Source organism: Streptomyces similanensis, from assembly GCF_039543625.1.
GTDB lineage: Bacteria > Actinomycetota > Actinomycetes > Streptomycetales > Streptomycetaceae > Streptomyces > Streptomyces similanensis.
Genome location: NZ_BAABKC010000111.1, coordinates 1 through 23802, shown reverse-complemented (window position 1 = coordinate 23802; position 23802 = coordinate 1). Strand labels below are relative to the sequence as shown.

Sequence of the window (23802 nt, the reverse complement as noted above, 5' to 3'; positions counted from 1 at the left end):
TGCCCGTCCTGCCCCGGCCAACGGGGCGTCGTCGCGGTCCGGGTGGCTCAAGTTCGGGCTCGTTCTGCCGGGGCTTCGCTGTCGACCGGGCCTGCGAGCCGCCCGGGCGGTGCGTCACGGATGACGCGGCAAGTCCTCGTCCGCCAGCAGCCGGCGCGTCGCTCCCGCCGCGAAGTCGGACACGGTCGTCAGATCGTCGCCCTGGTCGATTCTGCGGATGCATGCATCGACGACTGCCTGGACCACCACCACGGTCAGTTCGGGCTGTGCCTGCCCCAGTTCGCGCACGACCCGGGCGAGCGCCTCATGCAGCGAGGTGTGCAGATCCCTCACCCGCTCCCGCGCTGACGGCGAGAGCGAGTCGCGCGAGAGCGCGGCCCGCCAGCCGTGGGTGCCGCGAGCCGCCTGTTCGAGGTTGGCCCTGACGTAGGCGGCGGCCTGGGCGGCGGGCGTGGTCTCGGCCGCGATGGCCTGCTCCACCGCGTCGATCCATGCGGGGAATTCGCGGGTGACGACGAGTTCGAGCAGGTCGTCGATGGAGTTGAAGTAGCGGTAGATGCTGTTGCGGGCGATCCCGGCTCGCGCGGCGACCGCTCCGGCTGTGAGGGCTTCGGCGCCGCCCTCTTCCAGGAGTTCCTCGGCCGCGTCGATCAGTTGCGCGAGCCGCTGGGCCCGGTGTTCCCGGACGCTGCCGGCTTCGATCTTGGGCATTTTCTCCGCTCACCTCGGACGCTGTGCCGTCTCCCGCCAACCTACCCCCACGCCCGAGAGGCCGAGGGGGCGTGTTAGCTTGGCCCAACTTAGAGACACCCTGTCGCTAAGTTATGTCCGTGCTTCCTGCCGAAGGCTGCCCGATGCAACCGATGAACTTCCCCGCTGTGCTCCGACGTCTCCTGGGATCGAAGAAGCGCGCCGCCGTCGTGGTGGCCTTCTGGGTCCTGATCGCGGGCCTCCTCGCCGCGGCCGCCCCGGCCCTGGAATCCGTCGAGGACAACGCGTCCGCCAATCTGCCGCCCGCCGCCTCGGACTCCATGAAGGCACGCGATCTCGTCCGCGCCCAGCTTCCGGGCCGGGACGCGACGCCGGCGATCATCGTGGTCCGCGGCAAAGGCACCGACGCCGCGGCGAGCGCCACGCGGGCGGTCGCCGCCATCACCTCGGTCCTTTCCGGAACCAGCCGGCCCGACCATGTCGTGAGCGTGGTCTCCACGGTGACCGCTCCCGGCGCCGCGGCCGAGTTGGTCTCCCAGGACCGCGGTGCCCAGCTGGTCATCGTGTCCATGAAGGGAAGCCCCTCGGACGAGTCCTTCCAGAACGCGGTCGACGAGGTGCGTGCCCTCGCGTCCGACCGGGCCGGGCCCGCCGACGTCGCGGTGACCGGTCCCGCCGGGATCGCCACCGACACCGTGAAGGTCTTCAGCGGCGGTGACAGGGTCCTGCTGCTGGCCACCATCGTGCTCGTTCTGATCATCCTGCTGGCGATCTACCGCTCACCCCTGCTGGCGCTCGTGCCGCTTCTCGCCGTGGGCGTGGCGATGCGCGTGGCGGAGACGCTCGGCGCGATTCTCGCGGACGCCGGAGTCATCACGGTCAGCTCCCAGACCGCCTCGATCATGACCGTGCTGCTGTTCGGGGTGGGCACGGACTACGCGCTGATCATCACCGGCCGCTACCGCGAGACCCTGCTCGACGAGCCAGACCGCGCTCGCGCGATGCAGACCGCCGTGCGCCGCACCGCCGAGTCCGTCCTCGCCAGCGCCTCAACCATCGTGCTCGCCATGTTCGCCCTGCTCGTGGCCGTCTCCCCGGCACTTCACGGCTTCGGACCGTACCTCGCTCTGGGCGTGGCCGTCATGGCGCTGGTGGCGTTCACCTTCATCCCCGCTCTGGTCCTCCTGCTGGGCAGGGGCGTCTTCTGGCCCGGGGGCGTGGACAAGGCCGCCGAACGCAGTCGCGGCGCAGGCATCTGGCACCGCGTCGCCGCCCTGGTCGCGCGGGCCCCCGCCAAGGTGGCCTCGGCCGTGATCGCACTCCTCGTGGTGCTGAGCGCGGGGCTGCTCGGTTACCAGGAGAGCTTCAACACCCTCAGCGGCTTCCGCGCCGCCACCGAGTCGGAGCAGGGGCAGCACCTCGTCCAGGAGGAGTTCGGGCCCGGCGAGATCGCTCACAGTACCGTCGTCGTCCGTTCCCACGACAACCTGCGCTCCAGCCCCGCACGCGCCTACATCGCCACCGCGCTCACCGACGCCGAGCACGTCAGCCGTGTCCCAGACCCCCGCATGGGCGAGGACGGCAAGACCGTCTTCTACGACGTCGTCCTCGACCTCGACCCCTACGGCTCGAAGGCACTCGACGCGATCGGTCCCCTCAAGCAGGCCGCACAAAACGCGGCCCACGCCGCCGGAGTGCGGGACGCCACGGTACTCATCGGCGGCGAGACGGCACAGAGCGCCGACATCCGCTCCGCCCTCGACCGCGACACGACCCTTGTCATGCTCCTGGTCCTGGCCATCGTCACCGCGGTCCTCGTCCCGCTGCTCCGCTCGCTCCTCGCCCCGCTCTACCTGGTCGCGACCCTGATCCTGTCGTTCCTGGCCACCCTGGGCGCCACCACCTTCTTCACCGTGACCGTCCTCGGTGACGACGGCATCGGCAACCGCGTCACCGCGTACATCTTCGTCTTCCTCGTCGCGCTCGGCGTCGACTACAACATCTTCATCATGAGCCGGTTCAAGCAGGAACTGCGCACCCAGCCACCGGCGAAGGCGATCACCGCCGCCCTGACCCGCACCGGCGGCGTCGTCTCCTCCGCGGGCCTCATCCTCGCGGCGACCTTCGCCGTCCTGATGACCCAGCCGATCCGCGAACTGTTCCAGTTCGGCTTCGCCATGGCCTTCGGCATCCTGCTGGACACCTTCCTGATCCGCCCGCTCCTGGTCCCCGCCATCGTCCGCCTGCTCGGCGACCGCGCCCTGTGGCCCACACGCCCAGGCACCCCGCAGACGCCTTCCACACCCACCCCCGACCCTCCTTCCACCGACGTGCCGGCCGCACGGGCCGCCGACGCCGGATCCGCGCGTCTGCTGCGCGCGTTCACCTGGATCGCGATCACCGAAGCATGCACGTGGGCAGGCCTGCTGGTCGGGATGTACCTCAAGTACATTCCCGAGACCACCGAACTCGGCGTACGGATCTTCGGCTCCCTCCACGGTGCCGCCTTCATCGTCTACGTGTCCCTGACCGTCCTGGTCGCGATCCGGCTGAAGTGGCGGCTGGGCCGGACCACGATCTTCGCCCTGCTGGCCGCCGTACCCCCGTTCATGACTGTCGCGTTCGAGATCTGGGCCCGCCGCACCGGCAGGCTCTCTCAGCCGGCTTCGGCCGCGAGTCCGGCTCCAGCCCTGTAACCGCACCTCGCAGAGGGACTCCATCGACACGCGGTGAGCCCGCGCAGACAGGCGGTGCGGAAAGCCTCGGCCGCAAGGTGGGCACAGGACCGAGGAATATCGAGTGGCGACCTTCTGCGACCGTTCGCGAGACCTGTGGGCATCCTTCGTTTCAGGTCGCCTGCGTGGCCAGCCCGCGCAGGGCCCGCACGGCAGGTGATCCGGGGTCAGCCGTCATCAGGACAACCTTCTGGTCGTCCTCGGGCACAAGCAGGACGTCGCACTTCAACCGCAGCGCACCGGCCTCCGGATGGTCCAGAGTCTTGGTGCGATGCCCGGGAGCGTGGATCGGACGTGCCTCCCAGATCTGCCGGAACTCCTCACTGCCGGCGTGCAGTTCGGCCAGCAGCGCGGTCAGCTGCGGGTCATGGGGGTAGCGGTCCGCGGCCCGGCGCAGCCGCGCGACCACGATGTGCCCGAATTTCTCGGCGCTGGAACTCTCGTACGTCCGTCCCTGGCCCAGGAAGCGGCGTCGGGCCAGGTTCGTCGTCCCGCCTCCGGGATCGGTGCCGAGCCGTGGACGGCGTCGAGGACGGGAGTCCCAGCGGTGTGTGGTCCATGCCTGCCGGATCAGATCGCGCACGGTGATGATCGTGTCGGCGAGGTCGAAGAAGGCGTCTGTGACGGTGGTGCGCCGTGGCAGCGGGCGAGCCGGTGGAAGGCGTTCTGCCGGGTGTCCGTGCGTTCGGCATGCCACCGCCGACTGGCCCGCACGGGCGCCTTCTCCCCCTTGGGCGCGACGCGTCCGCGCAGGCCGCGTTCGCCGGGCAGCGCGAGGGACCTGTCCGAGTCATGACCGGCGTCCAGGCGAACCGTGATGTCGTCGGGTAACGGTCCCGGGCCGTTCGGACGATCCAGGGCCGGGGCGAGCGACGGGGAGTCGTGGCCGGCCGGCACTGTCCGGGACACGCCCGAGCTGCACCCGATCGGGAGTGCCGGCCCTCGTTCAGGAAGCCGCGGGCGGGCTGCGGCTCACCACGTGGCAGAGCCGGACGGGGCTCGCTTCTCGCCGGCGTGCAGGGTGCCGAGGAGGGCCAGGGCGTGGGCGGAGGGGCTGGCCGGTTCGGCGTGGTAGATGACGAGTTGCTGGCCCGGAGCGTCGCGGACGTCGAAGGACTGGTAGGTGAGGGAGAGAGGGCCGACGTCCGGGTGGAGGAGTTGCTTGGCGTCCTGGGTCTTGCCGCGCACGGTGTGCTGGGCCCACAGCCGCCGGAATGCGGCACTGTGCTCGGTCAGTGTGTCCACGAGGCGTCGCAGGCGCGGGTGCTCGGGGTCGAAGCCGCTCGCCTGGCGCAGGTTGGCGACAGCTGCGTGGGCGGCCCGGTCCCAGTCTCGGTAGAACTGTCGTCCGGCCGGGTCGAGGAAGGCCATGCGGGCCAGGTTGTCCGCGGGCGTGAAGGGGGCGTAGAGCGCGTCCGCCAAGGCGTTGGCGGCCAGGAGGTCGAGGGTGCGGCTCATGACGAACGCCGGAGTGTGCGCGTAGCCGTCCATCAGCTGACGCAGCGCGGGACTGACCCGCTCGGTGGCGTGGAGGGAGTCGTGGCCGCCCGGTGACACTCCGGCCAGGCGGTGCAGGTGATCGCGGGCATCCGTGTCGAGCAGGAGGGCGCGGCTGAGCGCGTCCAGTACCTGTGGCGAGGGGTGCCGTTCGCGTCCCTGCTCAAGCCGGGTGTAGTAGTCGGCGTTGACGCCGGCCAGGACGGCGACCTCCTCGCGGCGCAGTCCGGCCACTCTGCGCACGCCGTGACTCGCCATGTTGACGTCCTGTGGCCGCAGGCGGGCGCGGCGTGCGCGGAGGAACTCTCCGAGGTGGTTGTCGTCCATGGCCTCCAGGCTAGGCGGTGGCCGCTCTCGCTTCCTGGGTGTGCCGCACCCAGGAAGAACCCACCCTGGTACCCCTGCGCTGGCCTGCGCAGACTCGGTCGGGCACAGCACCGGTGCCCCACTGAGGAAGGGAATCTCGATGACAGGCGATGCGCGGAGCGAGCGCGGTCCCGGGAACGCCGACGTGGTCGGCATGTGGGTGACCGCGGACGGTCACATCCGGCAGGAGCTGCTGCCGGACGGTCGCTACGACGAGGCCCGGGGAGACCGGCGCAGCGCGTACACCGGCCGGTACACGGTGACCGGCAGCCACCTCGAATACGTCGACGACACCGGCTTCACCGCCACGGGTGACATCCGGGACGGCGTGCTCCACCACGAACACCTCGTGCTCTACCCCGAGGACCGGACGCAGAGGCCCTCATGAGCAAGCGCGGCAACGTCGTTTCCCGCGCCCCTGGATACGGAGTCCGCCTCGGTGCGGGCCCTGTTCCGCTCAACCGTCCCCGGAGGAAGGCAGAGCAATGAAACAGACTGACGGAATCGCCACCGCCGCCGGCGAGACCGGGGCCGTCGCGAAGGTTCAGCCGACACCCGGCACGCCAGCCCTGCTGGTGCTGTGCGCGGCTCATTTCATGGACGCGATCGACCTGTCCGACGTGGGTGTGGCCCTGCCCGCGATCCAGCATGACCTCCACATGGCGTCGGGCTCCCTGCAATGGGTCGTGTCCGCCTACGCCCTTGGCTACGGCGGGTTCCTTCTCCTGGGCGGCCGGGTTGCCGATCTGTTCGGCCGACGCCGCGCCTTTATGACCGCGGTCGTCGTCTTCGGCGTGGTGAGTGTGTTGGGGGCACTCGCTCCGACCGGTGGCCTGCTGGTCGCGGCGCGGCTGGTGAAGGGGATCGCCGCGGGCTTCCTGGCCCCGGCGGCCCTTTCCCTGATCACCACGAACTGGCCGGAGGGCCCACGGCGCGGCCGTGCTCTGGGGTGGTATGCCACCGCCGGGGCCTGCGGCTTCGTCGGAGGGCTCGTTCTCGGTGGCGTGCTGACCGAAGTGTCGTGGCGTCTCGTCCTCGCGCTTCCGGTGCCCATCGCCGTGGCGGCGCTGCTCGCGGGGCTTCGCCTGCTTCCGGAGGACCGCCGGGGCGGCACCCGCGAGAAGCTCGACGTTCCCGGTGCACTGACGGCCACCGCAGCTCTGATGCTCCTGGTCTACGCCCTCACTCAGGCTCCGGCGCATGGCTGGCTGTCCGCCCGCACTCTCGTCCTCTTCGCTGCCGCGGCCTGCTCGCTCGCCCTGTTCCTCCGCGTCGAGTCCCGCTCACGCAAGCCGTTGGTCCCGTTGTCCTTCCTCACTCGGCGTGCGACCGCGCGCACCAACCTGACGATCTTCGCGATGTGGGGCGCCTACACGTCGTTCGCGTTCCTCGCCACGCTCTATCTGCAGAACGTGCTGGGGTGGACGCCGCTGCAGACGGCCGGCGCCTTCGTCCCGCTCGGCCTCGCCAACGGCGCGCTGGCGCCGTTCGCGGGACGGCTCGCCGCCCGGTTCGGCGTGCACAGGACGATCGCCACCGGGATGCTGCTCCTGGCGCTGTCCTACGCGCTGTTTTTCCGGATCGGCCCCGGCAGCCCATTCCTCACGGTGATCCTGCCCGTCATGGTCGTCAACGGGATCGGCACCGCCGCGACGTTCCCCGCGCTGAACATGAGCGCGGTGGCCGGGGTGCCCGACCGGGACCAGGGGCTGGCGGGAGCCTTGCTCAACACCTTCATGCAGATCGGCGGTGCTGTCGTCCTCGCCCTCGTCACCGCGGTCGTCGAAGCCGAACAGCAGGCGGACCGCTCCGACCCTCTGGCGGGCTACACCCCTGGCACCGCTGTCATCGTCGCCGCCGTGCTCGCCGGCCTGGGCGCCGCCCTGCTCGTCCGGCACCGGACCGACAGCCGGAACCTCTGACACAGGCGCCCTTCCCCACTGCGAAGCCACCCGTCGCCGGGCGCCGGCACCCGATCACCACCCCATCAGGGAGTACCCGCATGACCTCCACGTCCTTGTCCGTCGAAGCAGTCGAGACTGCCGAGTTCGCTGGAAAGACCGCCCTCGTCACCGGCGCCGCGCGCGGCATCGGCAAGGAGACCGTGGCTCTCCTCCATGCCCGCGGCGCACACGTCGTCGCCCTCGACCTGCGCGAACTGGCCTCGCTGGCGCAGGAGTTTCCCGGGGTCGTGACAGTGGCCGGTGATGTCACCGTGGAAGAGACCGCCTCCCGCGCGGTCGAGTCAGCCGTCGACGCCTTCGGCGGACTGGACATCCTGGTCAACAACGCGGGACGCACTCTGAACAAGCCCGTCACGCACACCACGGCCGAGGACTGGGACAGCGTCATGGACGTCAACGCCCGTGGCGCCTTCTTCTTCGCCCGCGAGGCCTTCCGGGCCCTGGCGGAGCGCGGGGGCGGCGCCATCGTCAGTACCGGTTCCTACGCGTCTGCCGTCGGCCTGCCCGAGGGGGTCGCCTACAGTGCGTCGAAGGGGGCGCTCGCCCAAGTGACGAAGGTACTGGCCCTGGAGGGCGGCCCCCTGGGCATCCGCGCGAACCTCGTCGCCGCGGGCGTCGTCGAGACCGACTTCCTCGACACCTTCCGCCTCGACAGCCGCGCCTATCTGGCGTCCTTCGGGAACCTCCACCCCCTGGGCAGGGTGGCGCGGCCGCGCGAGATCGCGGAAGTCCTGTGCTTTCTGGTCTCCCCGCGATCCTCTTTCGTCACGGGCGCCGTACTGGCCGCGGACGGCGGCTTCACGGCGGCATGATCCACCGCCCGGTCGCCCGTCGGCGGTCATAGGAACATCTGTTCCTTATGTAGTGCACCGGTGCGTCGAACGGCCGACCGCCGGACACGAGGCCCTGTTCAGTCCTCGGCTTCGCACCGCACCTGGCGGCGCTGCGCGATCCCACGGCGCGCGCTGCCCCAGCGAGGCACCGACCCCGGGCCGGGCGGTGCCGCCCCGCTTCGCCGGGCCGCGGGCCGCCGCCCGCCTCGACGCCCTCCTGGAAGGAATGACACGCACACACTGCTCTCCCCGGACCAGGAACCGCCCGAGGTGACCCCCTCCTCGCGGTCGGCGGTTTGGTGACGCTGCCGCCGGCCGGTCCCTTCCTCGCTCGGGTGGAGCCGCGCCGGGCCGTCACCACGGGGGCGCTCTCGTAGGCGGCGGCCTCGCCGCGGTGGCGACCGGCTTCGCTTCCGGCGCGTTTCAGGTCACCATCGATACCAACGGCCGCGGCCGCCGGGTGGGGCACGAGCCGGTCACCGCAGCAACGAACGAAGACATCGAGATGCCGTGTTCCATACGCGTCGGCCAGAAAGCCGGGGACGGGTGCCCAGCAGTCACCGCGGGCGAGGCACCTGCGCCTCGCCCGCGGGGCGCCGCGCTCAGCAGTAGAGGTTGGCGCCGGCCGTCGTGCCCAGGATCTGTACGAACCGCTGATAGGCGTCCACCCGGCTCTGTACCTGTGCGGGATTCTTGCCGTCGCATTCCAGCGATCCGTTGATGCTGCGGATCGTCTGGCCGAAGCCGGCGCCGTTGACCATCGCGTTGTGGGGTGTCATGGTGCCGGGCCCGGACTGCGTGTTCCAGTACCAGAGGCCGGTCTTCCAGGCGACGGAGGCGTCGGTCTGGACCAGATTGGGGTTGTGCAGCAGATCGATGCCGAGCGCGTCGCCCGCGGCCTTGTAGTTGAAGTTCCAGCTGAGCTGGATGGGGCCGCGTCCATAGTAGGCGGACTGACCCGCCGGACAGCCGTACGGCTGGCTCCAGTCGCAGTAGTGCGAATAGTTCGCGGTGTTCTGCTCGACGACGTAGACCAGTCCGCCGGTCTCGTGGCTGACGTTGGCGAGGAAGGCGGCGGCCTCCTGCTTCTTGGTGGTGTCGCTGCCGGTGTTGGCGAAGGCGGGGTAGGCGCTCAGCGCGGCCTTGAGGCCGGCGTAGGTGTAGAAGGAATTTCTGCTCGGGAACATCTGGTTGAACTGCGCTTCGCTCACGGGGAAGGTGCCCGAGGGGTTCGTGGGACCGCTCTCGCAGGCGTACGGGTCCCAATACCAGGTGCTGATGGTGGGGTCGTAGCCCGGGTTGTCGTGCTCGGCGATGTAGGTCCGGCCGTCCGTGTAGCGGACGATGTCGCCGGTGACGTACGACTTGCCGGCCGTCCAGCTCGGGTAGCTCGAACAGGACGCGGCGGACGCGCCTGTGGCCGGCAGCATCATCGGTGCGGCGGAGCCGATCACGATCGCGGCCATGAGGGCGGACAGGTGACGCTTCGGCACAGAACCACTTCCTTTGGGCTGCGGGCCGCCCCAGAGACATGGCGGAGCATGCGTGCATGCCGCCAACAGAGTCGGCCACGGCTCCGGGGCGGCCGCGGTGAGGGGTGTGGGGCCACACTCAACCGGCTTGGTCTGTACCAGTCAAGGGTGCGGCCCGGGAATGGATGACAACGTTGGCAGGAAGTCTTCGGGTGGGTGTCCGGAAGGAGTTGGTCCGCCCGGCCTTCCCGCGTCTTCGCCGCCGCCCTCACCGCCCGTCATCGTCAGCGGCCGGTTTCGATCCTCAGGTCGCCTCCGACTACCGTGCGGATGTGGTCACTGGCGAGCAGGTCGTGGGGGTAGCCGAGGTCGATCGCGCTGGCCTCGTCGAGGCGGGACAGCTGATCGGCGGTGAAGTCGACGTCCAGGGCTCCGAGATTTCCCACCAGTTGCTGGGGGGTGCGCGCGCCGACGACGGGTGCCGTCACGCCCGGGTTCCGCAGGGTCCAGGCAAGAGCGACCTGGGCGGGTGTGTGTCCCAGCTCCGCGGCGACTTCTCCTACGACGTCGGCGACAGCGAGGGTGTGTTCGGTGACCATGCCCAGGCCGGCGTTGAAGCTCTTGCGGTTTCCCTGACCGGAGTCGGCGCTCGCCGCGTTCAGGTCGGCGCGGCTGTAGGTGCCGGACAGCACGCCGCCGCCCAGTGGTGAGTACGGGGTCACCCCGAGTCCCATCGCCCGTGCCATCGGGATCAGGTCACGTTCTCCGGCACGGTTGATGAGGCTGTATTCGATCTGCAGGGCGATCAGCGGCGTCCAGCCGCGCAGGTCGGCGATCGCCTGCATGCGTGAGATCTCCCAGGCGGGGGCGTTGGACATCGCCACGTAGAGGATCTTGCCCTGCCGGACCAGATCGTCCATGCCGCGCAGGATCTCCTCGACCGGTGTCGTGAAGTCCCATACGTGCAGGAAGAGCAGGTCGATGTAGTCCGTGTTCAGCCGCCGCAGGCTGGCCTCCACCGACGCGGACAGGCTCTTGCGGTGGGCGCCCCCTGAATTCGGGTCGCCGGGCCGGCGCAACGTCGTGTACTTCGTGGCCAGCACCAGGCTCTCGCGGCGGTCGCGGATGAATTCGCCCAGCATGCGCTCGGAGGTGCCGTTGGTGTAGGTGTTGGCGGTGTCGATGAAGTTGCCGCCTCGTTCGACGTAGGTGTCGTACAGCTTGCGCGCGTCGTCCTGCTCGGCGCCCCAGCCCCACTCGGTGCCGAAAGTCGCCGTGCCCAGGGCCAGCGGTGAGACCCGCAGCCCGGAGCGGCCCAGCAGCCGGTAGGTGTCGAGGGTGAGCGGCATGGTGATCTCCAGTGCTCGTGATCGTCGTCGAGCACCAGCCTGCGACCGCCGCGAGCCGGGAGTAAGGGAAGGAAGTTCCTGGGAACACCAGTCCCACCCCGGCTGTTGGACCAGCCATGATCACCAGCACCGTGGACGTGACACATGAGCTGGCCGCGTTCGTGCGGAGTCGGCGAGAACGCCTGGATCCGCAGGACGTGGGCCTCCCGGCGAGTCGGCGGTCCCGGCGGACTCCGGGACTGCGTCGCGAAGAGGTCGCTGAACTGGCCGGCATCAGCGTCGACTACATCGTGCGACTGGAACAGGCCCGCGGACTGCGGCCCTCGGCGGATGTGGTGGAGGCGCTGGCCCGGGCACTGCGCCTGGCCCCCGACGAACGCGCCTACCTCTTCGGCCTGGCCCGGCAGCGTCCCCGCGACACCGGCAAGCTCGCCACCACCGCGGCGCCGTCGCTGGCCCGGCTGGTCGCCGACCTCTCGCCGCTGCCGGCCATGCTGATGAATCACCGCTACGACATCCTGGCCTGGAACGACGAGATGGCGAAAGTGCTCTGGGACTTCGGCGCCCTTCCGCCGTCGCAGCGCAACGCGATGTGGCTGTGCCTGATGCATCCGGAGACAAGCAGGTTGTACGAGGACCGCGAACGCGTCGTGCGGGAGGGAGTCGCTCACCTGCGCGCCGCGTGGGCCGCACATCCCGAGGATCAGGCGTTGACCGACCTCATCACCGAATGCCTCAGCCGGGACGCGGAGTTCGCGCGTCGGTGGGCCGAGCAGGACGTCAAAGTCAACGGCCGCGGACACAAGACGATGCGGCATCCCGACATCGGCACGATCACCGTGCAGTTCGAGACACTCACGCCACTTCAAGATCCGGAACAGCTGCTGGTCATCTACCGCGCCGCCGACGAGGAAACCCAGACCGCCATGGACGGACTGCGCGCACGGTGAGGTCGCACCGGGACGCCACGGGCTCACGCGTGGCCGGCGTCGCCCCGGACGACGGCCCCGGTGCGACCTGGCCGCCCTGCGGCGATTCTTCGAGTGGGAGGGATACTTGCGGGTGCCCGCACGTACGGTGCTGCCGGACGTGACGGAGACCAAGCCGGGCGCCGCCGTCGACGGCTCCCGCCGCCGTGCCGCCGCACTGACCGACGAGCAGCGGGCGGAGCGGACCGCGCTGGGGATGCGCGGTAGCAGTCCTGGCAGGCCGGACCTCGCCCTGCGCCGGGCCGCAAGCATCAGGTACTTCGGCGCTGTGGGTTACTCGCGCACTCTCAGCCCGATGTATGCCTGGCCAGGGAAGGCATGGAAGGCGGAGCCTTCGGTGAAGAAGTACTTGGCCTGCGCTGCCGGCCTGCTGTAGGCGACGACTGCCTCCGGCACGCCGAGGATCCCGGCGGCGTTGATGGTGAAAGGCAGTGCCCTTTCGCTGTGGAGGAGTCCGGCGTCGACCTGCTCTTCGGTCGGTTCCCAGCCTGCGGGCATCCTCGCCTTGAGTGCTTCGCGGGTGCCCTCGCGACAGAGCGGCCGGAAGTCGGGATGCTCGATCGCCTGCCGGACGTAGGCGTGAGCCCGGCGGTACTCCGGGTGATCGATCCAGTCGGTTGCCTGGGCTGACCGTCAAGGCGATGCGCTCGCGCCGGGCCAGGATGCGCGCGCAGTTGTCGCTGCACGGTTCGACGTCGATCAGAGCGTCGTGTTCCATCGCGCTGCCTCATCTGTGCCGTGTGCTTCCCGCCACGGTGGCCGGCCGATGTGCGCGCCGCTCCCCGCCGAGCGTGGTCACGCGCCGGCCCTTGGCCGCCAGAGCCGGCAGGGTCCCTGACCGCTGTGGCCGCGGGGTCAGCACCGCGCGCAACCCGCCGCTTGCCGCGTCCACTCGGCCCGCCGCTCGGGCGACGTCCTCACGGCGGCGCAGCACCTCGCGCGCCGCAGTGCTGGAAGTCGGGTTCGGACGTCTCGGCACAGGGCAGGTCTCGCCCCTTGTGCGTCCAGTGTCGGCGGCAGCCCGAACCAGAACCAGCACGCCGGCACCGGCCCTCGTGTCGTCAGGACATGTCGCAGATCCGCTCGGCCTCGGCGGCCAGCGCGCTGCGCCGGACGTCGGCGTCCGCGAGGTTCTGGCGTTCTGCGGTGCCTGGGGTCCCGCCCGCGGCGATCTGCGCCTCATAGTCCTTTTTGGTCGCGTTGTAGTCCTGCCGGGCCTTGTCGGCGGACGCTTGGGCGCTCGCGCACTCATCGCCTGCGAAGAGCGACGCGGCGTGGGCCGCCGAGGGAAGCGTCGCCAAGGCCGCTGCGGCTGCTGCCGCCATGGCGAACATGCGGACGGACGTCATCGTGAAACCTCCCGAAGGACGAACGCATGCGGGCTTTGGCGTGCCCGCTCCTCCCCTGCTCGTGACGACCGGGAAGGACGCGCGGGGTACCAGGAGACTGCTGTGCTGCTGTCCGGGGCCGGTCACGATGTCAGGGTGACCGTCTGGCTGTTGTCGCTGGCGTTGACGCACCTCCGGTAGGGATCCGGACTGCCCTGCTGCTCCCCGCACAGCCAGGTGGCTCTGCCGGCGCTGACGGTTGCCGCCTCCACGAAGCCGTCCGGCGATCATGCATGGCACGGTCGGTCGGCCTGCTGCGCCGTGCCCCGGGCCCGGAGCCCGCGCTGCGCGCGTCAAGGCGGCCAGGCCCTCGCCTACCACCATGAGGGCACAACGCCGCCGCTGCCACTCGCACGACCGACGCCCAGCACGGATGCCCTTCTCTTATCGAAGGATCCTCTCTCCGTCACCCTGCCGGGCGGAAACCGAGACGACGTCACCCAGCTGACGCCGTGCTGGACGCGATCCCCCGCATCCGAGGGATCCGGGGGATCGCGGCACCGGCCGGGCCGGCTGTTCGCCGACCGCGGCTACGACTACGACTACGACTACGACTACGACTACGACTACGACTACGACAAGTACCTACCGCCTCTGGACCCGGCACCGGCACCGCGCGGGCGTGTGCCCTGCTCCGCGACACCTCCGCGGAGCAGGGCACACGCCTGTACCGGGTTGCGGCGTCACTACCGGGTGGGCGCGACGCAGCGGTAGCTGGCGGCCGAGGCGGGGTCGCCGTGGCCGTTCCAGCGGGAGACTTCGGGGTAGCGGCACAGGTCGCGGGTGACGGTTCGACCGGAGGGCAGGGTGGCCGCGGCGCTCAGGGTGCGCGGGGCCTTGCCGTGCTCGACCCAGTCGGTCAGGGCGCCGAGCGCGTCGGTGGGGGCGGGGCCCGGGGCCGGAGTGCCGGCGCAGTGGCTGACGCCCGGGGCCAGGAAGAGCCGGTAGAAGTCGTCGACGCTCCTCGTGCCGCCCATCAGCCGGTCGACCTTCTCCCGGTAGTCCACGGTGCCCTGGGCGGGGATGTACTGGTCGGCCTGCCCCTGCCAGCTGAGCAGCTTGCCGCCGGACGCGCGGAAGGCCGTCAGATCCGGGGCGTCGGTGCCGATGACCGCGTCGTACTCGGCCTCGGACTGCTGGAAGAGCTGGGCGAACCGGTCGTAGGTGATGGTGGTGAGGTCGTAGGAGGGCTGCTTCAGTACGAAGTCCGCGATCCACTGGGCGGGGACGGGGAAGGGGGCGCCGATCACGGTGCCGTCGTCGGCGGTGCGGGTGCCGGCCAGTTCGAAACTCGCGCCGATGGGCAGGCCGGCCCACAGTTGCCGGCCCGAGGCGGTGCGCGGGCCGTCCCAGATCTTGCGGACGACGGCCGCGTCGGCGGCCGTGACGGTGATCGGCGTGCCCTCGCAGTCGATCGTCGTGCCGACGAGCCGGCGAGGGTCGTAGTGGCAGTCCCGCGGGTCGCCGATCAGGCCGTCGGGGTTGCCGTCGAGCATGTCGCAGGCCTTGACCGCGGCGGCGGTGAAGGCGTTGAACTCGCACTGGCTGGGGAAGGTGTGCTCGTTGTTCATGACCACCTGCGGCCACAGGGTGGCGACCTCGAACTCGTCCCAGTTGATCGCGGGCGCGTCGGCGAGGATGCCGTCGTAGTCGTCCGGGTGGCGCTGGGCCTCCATGTAGCCCTGGCGGCCACCGGTCGAGCAGCCGTTGAAGTACGCGTAGTCGGCCGGGGCGCCGTAGACGCCGGCCACGACCTGCTTGCTCACCACGGCCGTGTCGTGCTCGGCGCGTGAGGCGAAGTCCTCCAGCAAGGGCTTGTTGACGTCGCCCTGGGCGTCCAGCGCCCAGCCGGTGTCGGTGTAGCCGCCGACGCCCGCGTCGGTGGTCGCGGCGGCGTAGCCGTGCTTGATCGCGTCGGCCAGGTTCTGGCCGTAGTCGCCGGCGGCGTAGGCGCTGCCACCCACCGTCTGGAGGCGGCCGGTCCAGCCGGTGCGGGGCAGCCAGACGGTGACCTTCTCGTGGTCGCCGGCCCCCGGGTGGGTGAGCGTGAGGACCACCTCGCAGTAGGCGGGGACGTCCGGGACGTCCACCGGCCCGGTCGGGGTGATGTCCACGTGGACGGTCCCGCCCGGCAGGTTCCGTGCCGTCACGGACTCCACGGACGTGCCCGCCGGGCCTCGGACGGACACCGGCGAACACCGGAAGGGCGCGCCTCCGTGCGGTCCGGGACCGGTCTGCGCGGAGGCCCCGGCCGGCAGGCAGACAGCCGCGGCCAGGGGTAAGGCGGCGGCGAGGACGGTCAGAAGTCGTCTCATGGCATTCCCATCGGTGAGGTGGCCGGCTACCGGGTCGGGCCGTCACATGCGTGCGGCCGGCGGCGGACGCGACGTCAGGTCAGTGAGGAACCGCAGGTCGGAGGCCATGTGGGGGGGGCGGTCTCTCGGATGGTGAAGAGATTCGCACACGATTCCGTCACCAGTCAAGACGGTGACGAACGCCGCGTCTTGGGTGTCGGCGCGGCCTTGTGCCAGCATTAGTCACCCGTCAGACTGGTGACATGAACCTGGATCACGTGTTCGTCTGCGGAACCCCGCGCTCGACTTTGCGGCGACGCTCCGAGCGCGGCGCTCGCTGCGTTTCGAGATGTCCGTGACACCCGGCCGCCTGGACGCGTGGCATCCGGAATCCTCGACGAGGTCTCCCCCTGCCGGGAGGCGGACGTGGAGCGCGCGAGGGTCGTCCGGGAGGCGATCTATCAACTGGTCACCGCCCGCCGCCTCAGCGAGCCGTACGCCGCCGAGGCCCTGGACACACTCAACGCCGCGGCGCGCAAGCCGTCAGCGGTGCCCCGGCTCACCCCGGCCGGGCGCTGGACGGCCCCGCGACACCGGAGGAGGCGCCGGCCACCCTGGCGCGACAGGCCATCGAACTGCCGAGCGGACCCGACGGGAGCATCCCCGTACCGATCAGTAAACCGGTTGGCCCTCGGAACGAACCAGCGGCCGGTCCTCGAACGGCTCCGTCGGCAGCGGCCGTAGCAAGTGCTGTTCACCGAAGCCGCAGGGTCGCCGGCTGCTGTCCGAGTGATGAAGTCAGCCGTGAAGGTACTCGGTGGCCGGAGTCGCCGTTCGGCTCATGTGCCAGCCATCGACACGAGGGCCGACGAGTTCGGCCGGCCAGTCGGCCGTGTCGACCGCGGCCTGGTAGACGGCGTCGCCGAACAACACGATCGCCTGACGCGGATCCGGGGTCTGCCGCAGGACATCCCACGGCAGCAGCACCAGGCCGGCTTCCTCGTCCCAGTGGGCGCCCTCCACCCCCCAGGCTCGGTCCGCGAGACCGTCCGGCTGCGGCCAGATGTAGGCGTACATCCCGATGCTCGGCCGGTCCGGCAGGTTCTTGAACGAGAAACCCACCGCGACGTACGCGTTGATCTGCGCGTTCTGCATGAACGGCGGTGCGTCCGGAGGAGGCGGTGCGGGCTGAGGCCGATGACGGGTGGCGGACAGATCGAACCCGCCCCACATCACACCCACCCGCGGGCGGTGGCCGAGGAAGGGCGCCTGCCAGTACTCCAGCCCTCCGGCGACCAGGTTCAAGGTCTGCCACATCAAATGAGCCGCGTGCGCATCCCACGTCCGCTCGTTGTCGTCGTCCTCGAAGGTCGCGGGGGAATCAGGGATCTCGCAGATCAGCGAGGTGCGCGGGGCATGTACGCCGAGTTCGGCCGCGACGTCGCAGAACGCTCGGTAGAACGAGGCGACCGAGCCCTCGGACAACGGCAACCTGCGCTCGTCCTCGTCCGTCTCGATCACGACGTCGCCGTCGAGAAGACGGTAGTGCACGGAGAAGGTCGCGTCCCGGTGGCGGAACGTCGGCGTACGGAGTCCGCGGGGCGTGACGTCCAGGACGATGTTGCCCCAGCCCACTTCGAAGGGGTCGTCCAAGGCGTATTTGCCCGCGACCTGAACGATCCGGTTCACGTAGTCGACCATGGGTGCCAGTTCCGCGTGGTCGAGCTTCGGCCACATGTCGGGACGTTCGCTCACGGAGAGCCCTCCCAAGATATCGATCAGCTCGCCAGATATCGATCAGCTCGCCGGAAAACCGTCGGCAGAGGGCGTCAGTACCGCGACGCACACGTCGAGGACCGCAGCGCACACGTCACCGGTCGGTGGCGGGACGCCGACGGATCCGGAAGGCGGTCCGGCTTCATAGTCCCACGCGATCTGACAACGCGCTTGCTCGTGGGGCCGGGCCCCGCAGTGGCGGCGCACAAGGACTGACGCGCGGTACCGGCTGTCAGGAACTTCCGCTCCGGCGGCACCGACTGCAAGGCGTACCCGTGGGAGGTGTGGGACACCGCCAAGCCCTCGACCGCCTCTCACCCACACCTACGACACCGTCATCAACCCTCGGGGCATGGCCACCTCCATGACCGACACGGTCGCCGGCGCCTTCACCGCCCGCTACCCATCAGCGGGGCCGGGACAGGCGACACAGCCCGTCCCGGCCCCGTTACGCTCGGCAGGCCGGCCGTACCGCCGGGTGTGCGGTGATCAGCCGTTGAGCGGGGTGTCGTAGTGCGTCCACGGGGACCAGTTGCCGTTGTGGTCACGGTTGCGGCCCCAATACTCCGCGCTCTGGTCGTAGTAGAACACCCTGAAGGTCCAGGGGTCGCTGGTGTCGTAGTCATAGGCGTACGCCGTGCTCCACGCCTGACCGCCCATGGACATCCATCCCGTCCAGTCCCCGTCGGAGTCGCTCCAGCGGGTCCACACCGCACGGTCGGTGCCGACGATGAACTCCTGCTTCGTACCGTTGGGGAGCTTGTAGCTGGTCACGCCGTACTCGCAGAGGTAGACGCCGCCTCCGCGCGAGCAGTTGCCCGCCTGGGCCGGTGCGGCCACCACCGCGACGCTCGCGACGGCTGCGGCCGCGATCACGATCGCCTTGACCTTCTGGACCAGCATGACTCTCTCCTTCGGACGTGCGACCGGCCCGTTCGGACGGGGACGCGGTGCTGACGGCAGAACTCTCCGTCTCGCCGCTTGCGTCCCGCTAACGTCCTGCCGACGCCCCCCCATGCGCGGGGCGTGACCCGCTCGGCGCGCAGCCGGACGGCTGGGTCGGACAGCGGCGTCTTCCACGGCCCCACCGTGGTCTGCCGGCTCACTCGGTGGCCTGTCCAGTCAGTGGCCTGGTGAGCCGCGTAGCCCCCGTGCCGGGTCGATGTCGGGCACGGCGAGCCTCGGGTTACGGGCTGATGCGACGACCCACTGCGCTCGTTGCCGCAGATCGCCACGACCGGCGCCTTCCCCACAGGCCCCGGTACGGCCACGAGGCCCTCGCCAACAGGCGCAATGCCTTGACGACATGGGGTCCGGGAGCGGAGCGGGCCACGAGCTGTGCGGCTGAGCCGGATGTCGGGCTTGAGGGCGGCCTCCAGCCCCTCCCGGGCGACCGCGCCCACGACCGGCCACCTCGGCGACGGATCGCCGTGCGGCGTCAGGCGCGCCGGGCTCTCGCCACGGCAAGGGCGTCCGCGACCTCCCCGACGACACGCTTTGCGTCGTCGGGGCTGTTCACCACGTCGGTGCGGTTCATGTCGATCACGAGGACATCGCTGGCGGAATAGTGCTCGTGCACCCACTCGTCGTACCCGGACCAAAGCGTCCGGTAGTACTCGACGAGACTCTGGTCCTGCTCGAAATCGCGCCCTCGCAGTCCGATGCGGCGCAGCACCGTCGCGAAGTCCGCTCTGAGGTACACCATGAGATCGGGTGCCTTGCGGTAGGGCAGGCCGTCGATCTCCCGCATCATCTCCGCGAGCAACCCCTCGTACACCTGCATCTCCAGGGCACTGATCCTGCCGAGGTCGTGGTTGACCTTGGCGAAGTACCAGTCCTCGTAGATCGACCGGTCGAGGACGTTGTCGTCCTCTCGGTACGCCTCCTTGATCGCGGCGAATCGCGTCTGCAGGAAGTAGAGCTGGAGAAGGAAGGGGTAGCGCCTCGCGGCTATCTCCTCAGGACCCGCGGTGTAGAAGAGCGGCAGGATCGGGTTGTCCTCCACGCTCTCGTAGAAGACCTTGCTCCCCAGCTCTTTGGCGATCAGTTCGGCCACGCTCGTCTTCCCGATCCCGATCATGCCGCCGACGCAGATCACTGCCATACCTCGCTTCTCCCCGGACACCGTCCGCGGGCGTGATTCCCGCGCCCCGGCTCTTCCACGGCACACGCACCGCCGCGGAGCACGGTCGCGGATGCGCTCCAGACGCAGGTGACGGGCCTGGCCGCCGTCGGACGACCGAAGCGGCATCATATCGGCACGGAGGGGTGTTCGAATCTACGTGCTCATGCCCTGGTGGGGGAGGCTGGCACTGGGTGGCAGGGGCTTCGGGGCGATCGAGTAGCGGGTGGGCTGAACGATCTCCAGGCGCCCGTATGCCCGCGCCGACGGAGGATCCGCCGGTCACGCATCGATCGCGGCGACCACTCGATCACCGGACGCCAGGTGCCGCGCGGCGGTGCAACCGCCCGCGCTCCGTGTGCCACGCGACCACACGGAGCGCGGACCGGGTGAGGCGGTGCGGGTCGACTCGTCGACACGACCATCGCCGCGTGGCATGCGGGCTCACCCCTATGGGCGTCGATGCCCCAACTGGTCATCTTGGCGGCCGGGGAGCAGTCGGCCCAGTTCGCGCGCTCGGTGACGTCGCCCGTGGCGGGGTCGACGGCCACGCTGTCGTGACGTTCGGGCCAGCTACGGGTGTTCTCCTTGGTCACGTAGGCGGCCTGGTCCTTCGTCGGCGGGCTGACGTTGAGGACGCCGCGCAGCCCGGCAGCATGGGCGGAGGCCACAACCGTGTCGATACCGACGTCCTTGCCCTCCCCCGCAGCCACCGACCGGCGAACGTCCGCTCTTGTCCGAGTACTTCGCCGGTGTACGGGGCGACGAACGCGGGCTGGGTGTAGCCGTCGGGCAATCCGGGCTTGTCGAAGATGACGCGGGTGCTGTCCGTGCCGCCGGTCGCCGGCGTCACCGAGGACAAGGTCCCGTCGGGGACCGACTTGCATGCCGCCGCCACCTGGGCGGACAGCGCCTCGGGCTCACCCCGGGGGGATGACCTTGAGTTGGTGGCGGTAGACGACCGCCTCGATCTGCGGTGCCGCGTGGGTGTTCGGCGGGAGCCAGGGCCGGGCCGGGGCGCCATGCCCCGCGGTATGGCAGCGCGGTTCGGCGACGCCGCCCCGGCTCGGCGGGGCCTCAGCCGATGGCTGAGGCCCCGAGGGTGTCAGGCCGCCGGTGCGCTCGCCGTTTCGGCTTCCCGCAGGAGCCGTTCGAGGACCCCACGGGCGCGGGACACCCGGGAACGGACCGTGCCGACCGGGCAGCCGACGAAGCCGGCCGCTTCCTCGTACGACAAACCCACGATCTGGGTCAGCAGAAATGCCTCGCGCCGCTCGTCGGACAGGCTCTCCAGGAGGTCGATCAGGGCCACTCCGTCCTCGAAGCCCGGCAGGCCGCGCGGCTGGCTGCTCTCCACCGCCGCCTGCCAGTCGACGGCGTCCGCGGTGCGGGGGCGGGCCGCGGCGCGGCGGATGCTGTCGGCGACGGCACGGCGGGCGATGGCCAGCAGCCAGGTGCGGGCCGAGGCGCGGCCCTCGTAGCGGTGCAGGCTGCCGAAGGCCCGTACGAAGGTGTCCTGGGTCAGGTCGTGGGCGGCCTGCGGGTCACCGCTGAGGTAGGTGACATGACGCAGTACGTCACCGTGCAGGGCGCGGACGAAGTGGTCGGCCGCGTCGGGGTCGCCGGCGCGAGCGGCCAGCGCCCAGGCGGTCGCCGACACGTCCGCGGAGGCACGGTCCCTCCCTGGAGCGGCACGATCCGCCGAGGGAGCGGGCATGGCAGAGATCATCATGTGAGGTCCTTCTCGGGTATTCCGGGGGTCACGCCCGCACGGGGCATGACTCGCCAGGGCATGGGGTGCGCCCGTGCACGGCGGCAGGGCGATGCCCGGAGCCCTTCAGGAACACTCCCCTCGTGGGGCGCGCGAGCGCGCCGAGGCGACCTGCCCGCCGACGCGGCGTGGCAGCGAGAAGTCCGCCGGCGCGGCGCGGGGGCGAGAAGTCCGTCGGCGCGTCCGCGTGCGTCACACGCGGGAGCACCGTGAGGTGAGAGGAGCGGGGGCTCCGGTGGTTCCGGCTGTCTCAGCGGACAGCGGTGCCCGCGGGCGGCCCCCGGAAGGTGAGGGAACAGCACAGAAGCAGCAACCGCACCGGAACCGGGGCGGCGGCAGCACGGCGCCGGTGCACCTTCGGACGCCGGAAGGGCGTGGGCAGAGCCGCCAGTAGTCTCAGCGGCGCCGCGAACCAGGCCGCCGTAGCCCGCAGAACGCGGAAGACGGCCCGTTCACCGTGGGCCAGCCACAGGCCGCACAGGATGGCGGCCAGCAGGTGCGCGGCGAACATGCCGAACGATGCCGCACCGCTCGTGCCGGCCATGTCATGCATGCCGTGCAGGGGGTCGAGGCCGGTCACGCCGTGGACCGTGTGGGCGGTGGAGCTCATGTCCATTCCGCCCATGGAACCCATGTCCACGGACCCCATGTCCATGGAACCCATGTCCGTCCCGCCCACGGACCCCATGCCCATCGCGTTCAGGCCCGCCGACGCACCGGCGTGGGCCGGAGCGGCGGGCCTCGACGCCGGCGACTGCGCCAGCGAGAAGCTCTCGTGCAGCACCGCCTGAGCGGCGGTCACGACCGAGACGATCAGGGCGCGGCCGCGCTCCCGCCCGGCCATCAGCCAGCCCGCGGCGCCGGTCGCGGCGGCTCCGGCAGCCATGGCCCACCAGGGGACGGCCGTCCCCGACATGGTCGTGTGGCCGAGAGCGGCGAGCAGCACGCAGACAGCGGCGAACACGCCGGCCCGCACCGTGCGGCACCCCCCTCGGACAGTCATGACCCGCCCATCCTCACACCCGGGAGTTGGACCACCTTCTGAAGGTACGTACCCGCCCCCTCCCTCCGACTCGCCGACGGCGATGTGACACACCTCATGGCAGACGCGCGGGACCCGGGATGCGCGACGAGCGGCTACCGCAGCGACACCGTACCGGGCAGGACCACCACCGTCGGGGCCTCGACCGAGCCGCTGTGTCGCAAGTCCATGGCGAACGCCGCGAGATCACCCGAACGCCACGCTCCGGCGGCCATCGGCACCGTCAGATCGACGCCCGCTCCGGCACTCGGATCAAGAAGGCGCCGAGTTCCGGCATCCGATCGTGGCGTGCGTCAGGTGCCGCGAGAGGTGTGGCGGACCGTGTGGCGGACCGTTCTCCAGGATCACCCCGCCGGTCGTCAGCCGCCGTCGGCGAGGCGGGCGGCCCATCTCTGCTCCACCTTGGCCAGCCGCCAGTACGCCAGCGCGGCCGCCCACACGACCACGAACAGGCCGACGATGATGTACCCGACGTTGTCCAGGTCCAGATCGGCGATCCAGCCGGTCGCCGCGTCGTTCAGATCGAGCTTCTCGTGCAGCACCCCGACCAGTTCGATGGTGCCGATCAGGAACGCGACGGCGATGGACAGGCCGGTGATGGTGAGGTTGTAGAACACCTTGCGCACCGGGTTGGAGAACGCCCACTGGTAGGCGAAGTTCATGAAGGTGCCGTCCAGTGTGTCGAACAGGCTCATCCCCGCGGCGAACAGCAGCGGCAGGCACAGGATCGCGTACCACGACAGTCCGGCCGCCGCGCCGCTGCCCGCCATCACCATCAGGGTGACCTCGGTGGCGGTGTCGAAGCCGAGGCCGAACAGGAAGCCCAGCGGGTACATCTGCCCGGGGCGGGTGATGGACTTGGTGAAGCGGCCCAGGAGGCGGTTCATGAAGCCCCTGGAGTCCAGGTGCTGTTCAAGGGCGTGCTCGTCGTAGGTGCCCGACCGCATCGCCCGGAAGACCCGCAGGATGCCGGCGAGGGCCACGAGGTTGAGCGCCGCGATGAGGTAGAGGAAGGTCCCGGAGACGGTCGTGCCGACGACGCCGAGCGTCTGATGGGTGCGCGAGTCGTCGTTGAGCAGGGTGCCGGCGACGTGCGCTCCTCCCGCGACCAGGGCGGCCATGGCGATCACCACGCTGGAGTGGCCGAGGGCGAACCAGAAGCCGACCGACACCGGCCGCTTGCCGTCGGCCATCAGCTTGCGGGTGGTGTTGTCGATGGCGGCGATGTGGTCGGCGTCGAACGCGTGCCGCATGCCCAGCGTGTACGCGGTCACGCCGAGGCCGATCCCGAACGCCTTGGAGCCGATCTCGTAGTGCCCCGGCACGACGAGCAGGAACAGGACGCCGAACGCGACGACGTGCAGCGCGGCGATCACCGTCAGGAGTCCGGCGGTGCGGACGGTGTCCTCGCGCCGCCAGCGGAAGGGGGGTGCCTCTATGTCTTCCGTCAAGGCGCCCAGGTTCTGTTTGGGATGGTTTGGGGTGTGGAGGTC

General features: G+C 70.4%; 19 protein-coding genes and 3 pseudogenes. 7 read left to right on the top strand and 15 right to left on the bottom strand.

The window, feature by feature from the left end; genetic code table 11:
* Nucleotides 1–114: 114 nt before the first annotated feature.
* Nucleotides 115–711 (bottom strand): TetR/AcrR family transcriptional regulator, encoded by a 597-nt coding sequence (locus tag ABEB07_RS31125; protein WP_345671385.1) that lies wholly within the window; start codon nt 709–711, stop codon nt 115–117.
* 167 nt (nt 712–878) lie between these two features.
* Between ABEB07_RS31125 and ABEB07_RS31120 the strand changes: the two genes are divergently transcribed.
* A complete protein-coding gene (locus ABEB07_RS31120) occupies nt 879–3407 on the top strand; it encodes an MMPL family transporter (protein WP_345671384.1) in 2529 nt (842 codons plus the stop codon).
* 151 nt (nt 3408–3558) lie between these two features.
* On the opposite strand, the pseudogene ABEB07_RS31115 reads toward ABEB07_RS31120, so the two are convergent.
* The 3 genes and pseudogenes from ABEB07_RS31115 to ABEB07_RS31105 all read right to left on the bottom strand — a co-directional run.
* Nucleotides 3559–3930: pseudogene (locus tag ABEB07_RS31115) on the bottom strand (MmyB family transcriptional regulator); the annotation flags it as partial.
* Nucleotides 3931–3963: 33 nt separating this feature from the next.
* Nucleotides 3964–4331 (bottom strand): annotated as a pseudogene (locus ABEB07_RS31110) (transposase family protein); the annotation flags it as partial.
* Between the two features lie 87 nt (nt 4332–4418).
* Entirely contained in the window at nt 4419–5270 is an 852-nt protein-coding gene (locus ABEB07_RS31105; RefSeq protein ID WP_345671382.1) for a helix-turn-helix transcriptional regulator, read from the bottom strand.
* Between the two features lie 139 nt (nt 5271–5409).
* Between ABEB07_RS31105 and ABEB07_RS31100 the strand changes: the two genes are divergently transcribed.
* From ABEB07_RS31100 to ABEB07_RS31090, 3 genes are all read left to right on the top strand, one after another.
* A complete protein-coding gene (locus tag ABEB07_RS31100; protein ID WP_176146559.1) occupies nt 5410–5697 on the top strand; it encodes an Atu4866 domain-containing protein in 288 nt (95 codons plus the stop codon).
* Between the two features lie 97 nt (nt 5698–5794).
* Complete coding sequence (locus ABEB07_RS31095) at nt 5795–7231, top strand: MFS transporter (protein ID WP_176146560.1); 1437 nt, start codon at nt 5795–5797, stop codon at nt 7229–7231.
* Nucleotides 7232–7311: 80 nt separating this feature from the next.
* Nucleotides 7312–8085, top strand: a complete 774-nt coding sequence (locus tag ABEB07_RS31090; protein WP_345671380.1) for an SDR family NAD(P)-dependent oxidoreductase — start codon at nt 7312–7314, stop codon at nt 8083–8085.
* Between the two features lie 623 nt (nt 8086–8708).
* Here the strand turns inward: ABEB07_RS31090 and ABEB07_RS31085 are convergent.
* Nucleotides 8709–9539, bottom strand: a complete 831-nt coding sequence (locus tag ABEB07_RS31085; protein ID WP_425589110.1) for a glycoside hydrolase family 19 protein — start codon at nt 9537–9539, stop codon at nt 8709–8711.
* Nucleotides 9540–9862: 323 nt separating this feature from the next.
* Nucleotides 9863–10927 (bottom strand): aldo/keto reductase, encoded by a 1065-nt coding sequence (locus ABEB07_RS31080; RefSeq protein WP_345671379.1) that lies wholly within the window; start codon nt 10925–10927, stop codon nt 9863–9865.
* A gap of 116 nt (nt 10928–11043) precedes the next feature.
* On the opposite strand from ABEB07_RS31080, the gene ABEB07_RS31075 reads away from it, so the two are divergent.
* Nucleotides 11044–11877, top strand: a complete 834-nt coding sequence (locus ABEB07_RS31075; RefSeq protein WP_176146564.1) for a helix-turn-helix transcriptional regulator — start codon at nt 11044–11046, stop codon at nt 11875–11877.
* A 112-nt stretch (nt 11878–11989) separates the two neighbouring features.
* Nucleotides 11990–12292 (top strand): hypothetical protein, encoded by a 303-nt coding sequence (locus ABEB07_RS31070; protein ID WP_345671378.1) that lies wholly within the window; start codon nt 11990–11992, stop codon nt 12290–12292.
* Here ABEB07_RS31070 and ABEB07_RS39310 read toward each other — a convergent pair.
* The 3 genes from ABEB07_RS39310 to ABEB07_RS31055 all read right to left on the bottom strand — a co-directional run bounded on the left by ABEB07_RS39310 (nt 12190) and on the right by ABEB07_RS31055 (nt 15619).
* Entirely contained in the window at nt 12190–12525 is a 336-nt protein-coding gene (locus ABEB07_RS39310) for a tRNA-dependent cyclodipeptide synthase (RefSeq protein ID WP_425589109.1), read from the bottom strand. The genes ABEB07_RS31070 and ABEB07_RS39310 overlap by 103 nt on opposite strands.
* A gap of 452 nt (nt 12526–12977) precedes the next feature.
* The gene (locus ABEB07_RS31065; protein ID WP_345671377.1) at nt 12978–13250 is read right to left on the bottom strand and encodes a hypothetical protein; all 273 of its coding nucleotides are present in this window, start codon (nt 13248–13250) and stop codon (nt 12978–12980) included.
* Between the two features lie 740 nt (nt 13251–13990).
* The gene (locus tag ABEB07_RS31055; protein WP_345671376.1) at nt 13991–15619 is read right to left on the bottom strand and encodes a tannase/feruloyl esterase family alpha/beta hydrolase; all 1629 of its coding nucleotides are present in this window, start codon (nt 15617–15619) and stop codon (nt 13991–13993) included.
* Nucleotides 15620–15861: 242 nt separating this feature from the next.
* On the opposite strand from ABEB07_RS31055, the pseudogene ABEB07_RS31050 reads away from it, so the two are divergent.
* Nucleotides 15862–16287 (top strand): annotated as a pseudogene (locus tag ABEB07_RS31050) (ABATE domain-containing protein); the annotation flags it as partial.
* 109 nt (nt 16288–16396) lie between these two features.
* Here ABEB07_RS31050 and ABEB07_RS31045 read toward each other — a convergent pair.
* The 6 genes from ABEB07_RS31045 to nicT all read right to left on the bottom strand — a co-directional run bounded on the left by ABEB07_RS31045 (nt 16397) and on the right by nicT (nt 23769).
* A complete protein-coding gene (locus ABEB07_RS31045; protein ID WP_345671375.1) occupies nt 16397–17353 on the bottom strand; it encodes a DUF5996 family protein in 957 nt (318 codons plus the stop codon).
* Nucleotides 17354–17863: 510 nt separating this feature from the next.
* On the bottom strand, nt 17864–18277 hold the full coding sequence (locus ABEB07_RS31040; RefSeq protein ID WP_176146570.1) for a hypothetical protein: 414 nt from the start codon (nt 18275–18277) through the stop codon (nt 17864–17866).
* 535 nt (nt 18278–18812) lie between these two features.
* Complete coding sequence (locus ABEB07_RS31035; RefSeq protein WP_345671374.1) at nt 18813–19478, bottom strand: deoxynucleoside kinase; 666 nt, start codon at nt 19476–19478, stop codon at nt 18813–18815.
* A 1123-nt stretch (nt 19479–20601) separates the two neighbouring features.
* On the bottom strand, nt 20602–21228 hold the full coding sequence (locus tag ABEB07_RS31030) for a sigma-70 family RNA polymerase sigma factor (RefSeq protein WP_345671372.1): 627 nt from the start codon (nt 21226–21228) through the stop codon (nt 20602–20604).
* 289 nt (nt 21229–21517) lie between these two features.
* Nucleotides 21518–22270 (bottom strand): hypothetical protein, encoded by a 753-nt coding sequence (locus ABEB07_RS31025; RefSeq protein WP_345671371.1) that lies wholly within the window; start codon nt 22268–22270, stop codon nt 21518–21520.
* A 398-nt stretch (nt 22271–22668) separates the two neighbouring features.
* On the bottom strand, nt 22669–23769 hold the full coding sequence (nicT, locus tag ABEB07_RS31020) for a Nickel transporter NicT (protein WP_345671421.1): 1101 nt from the start codon (nt 23767–23769) through the stop codon (nt 22669–22671).
* Nucleotides 23770–23802 lie beyond the last annotated feature (33 nt).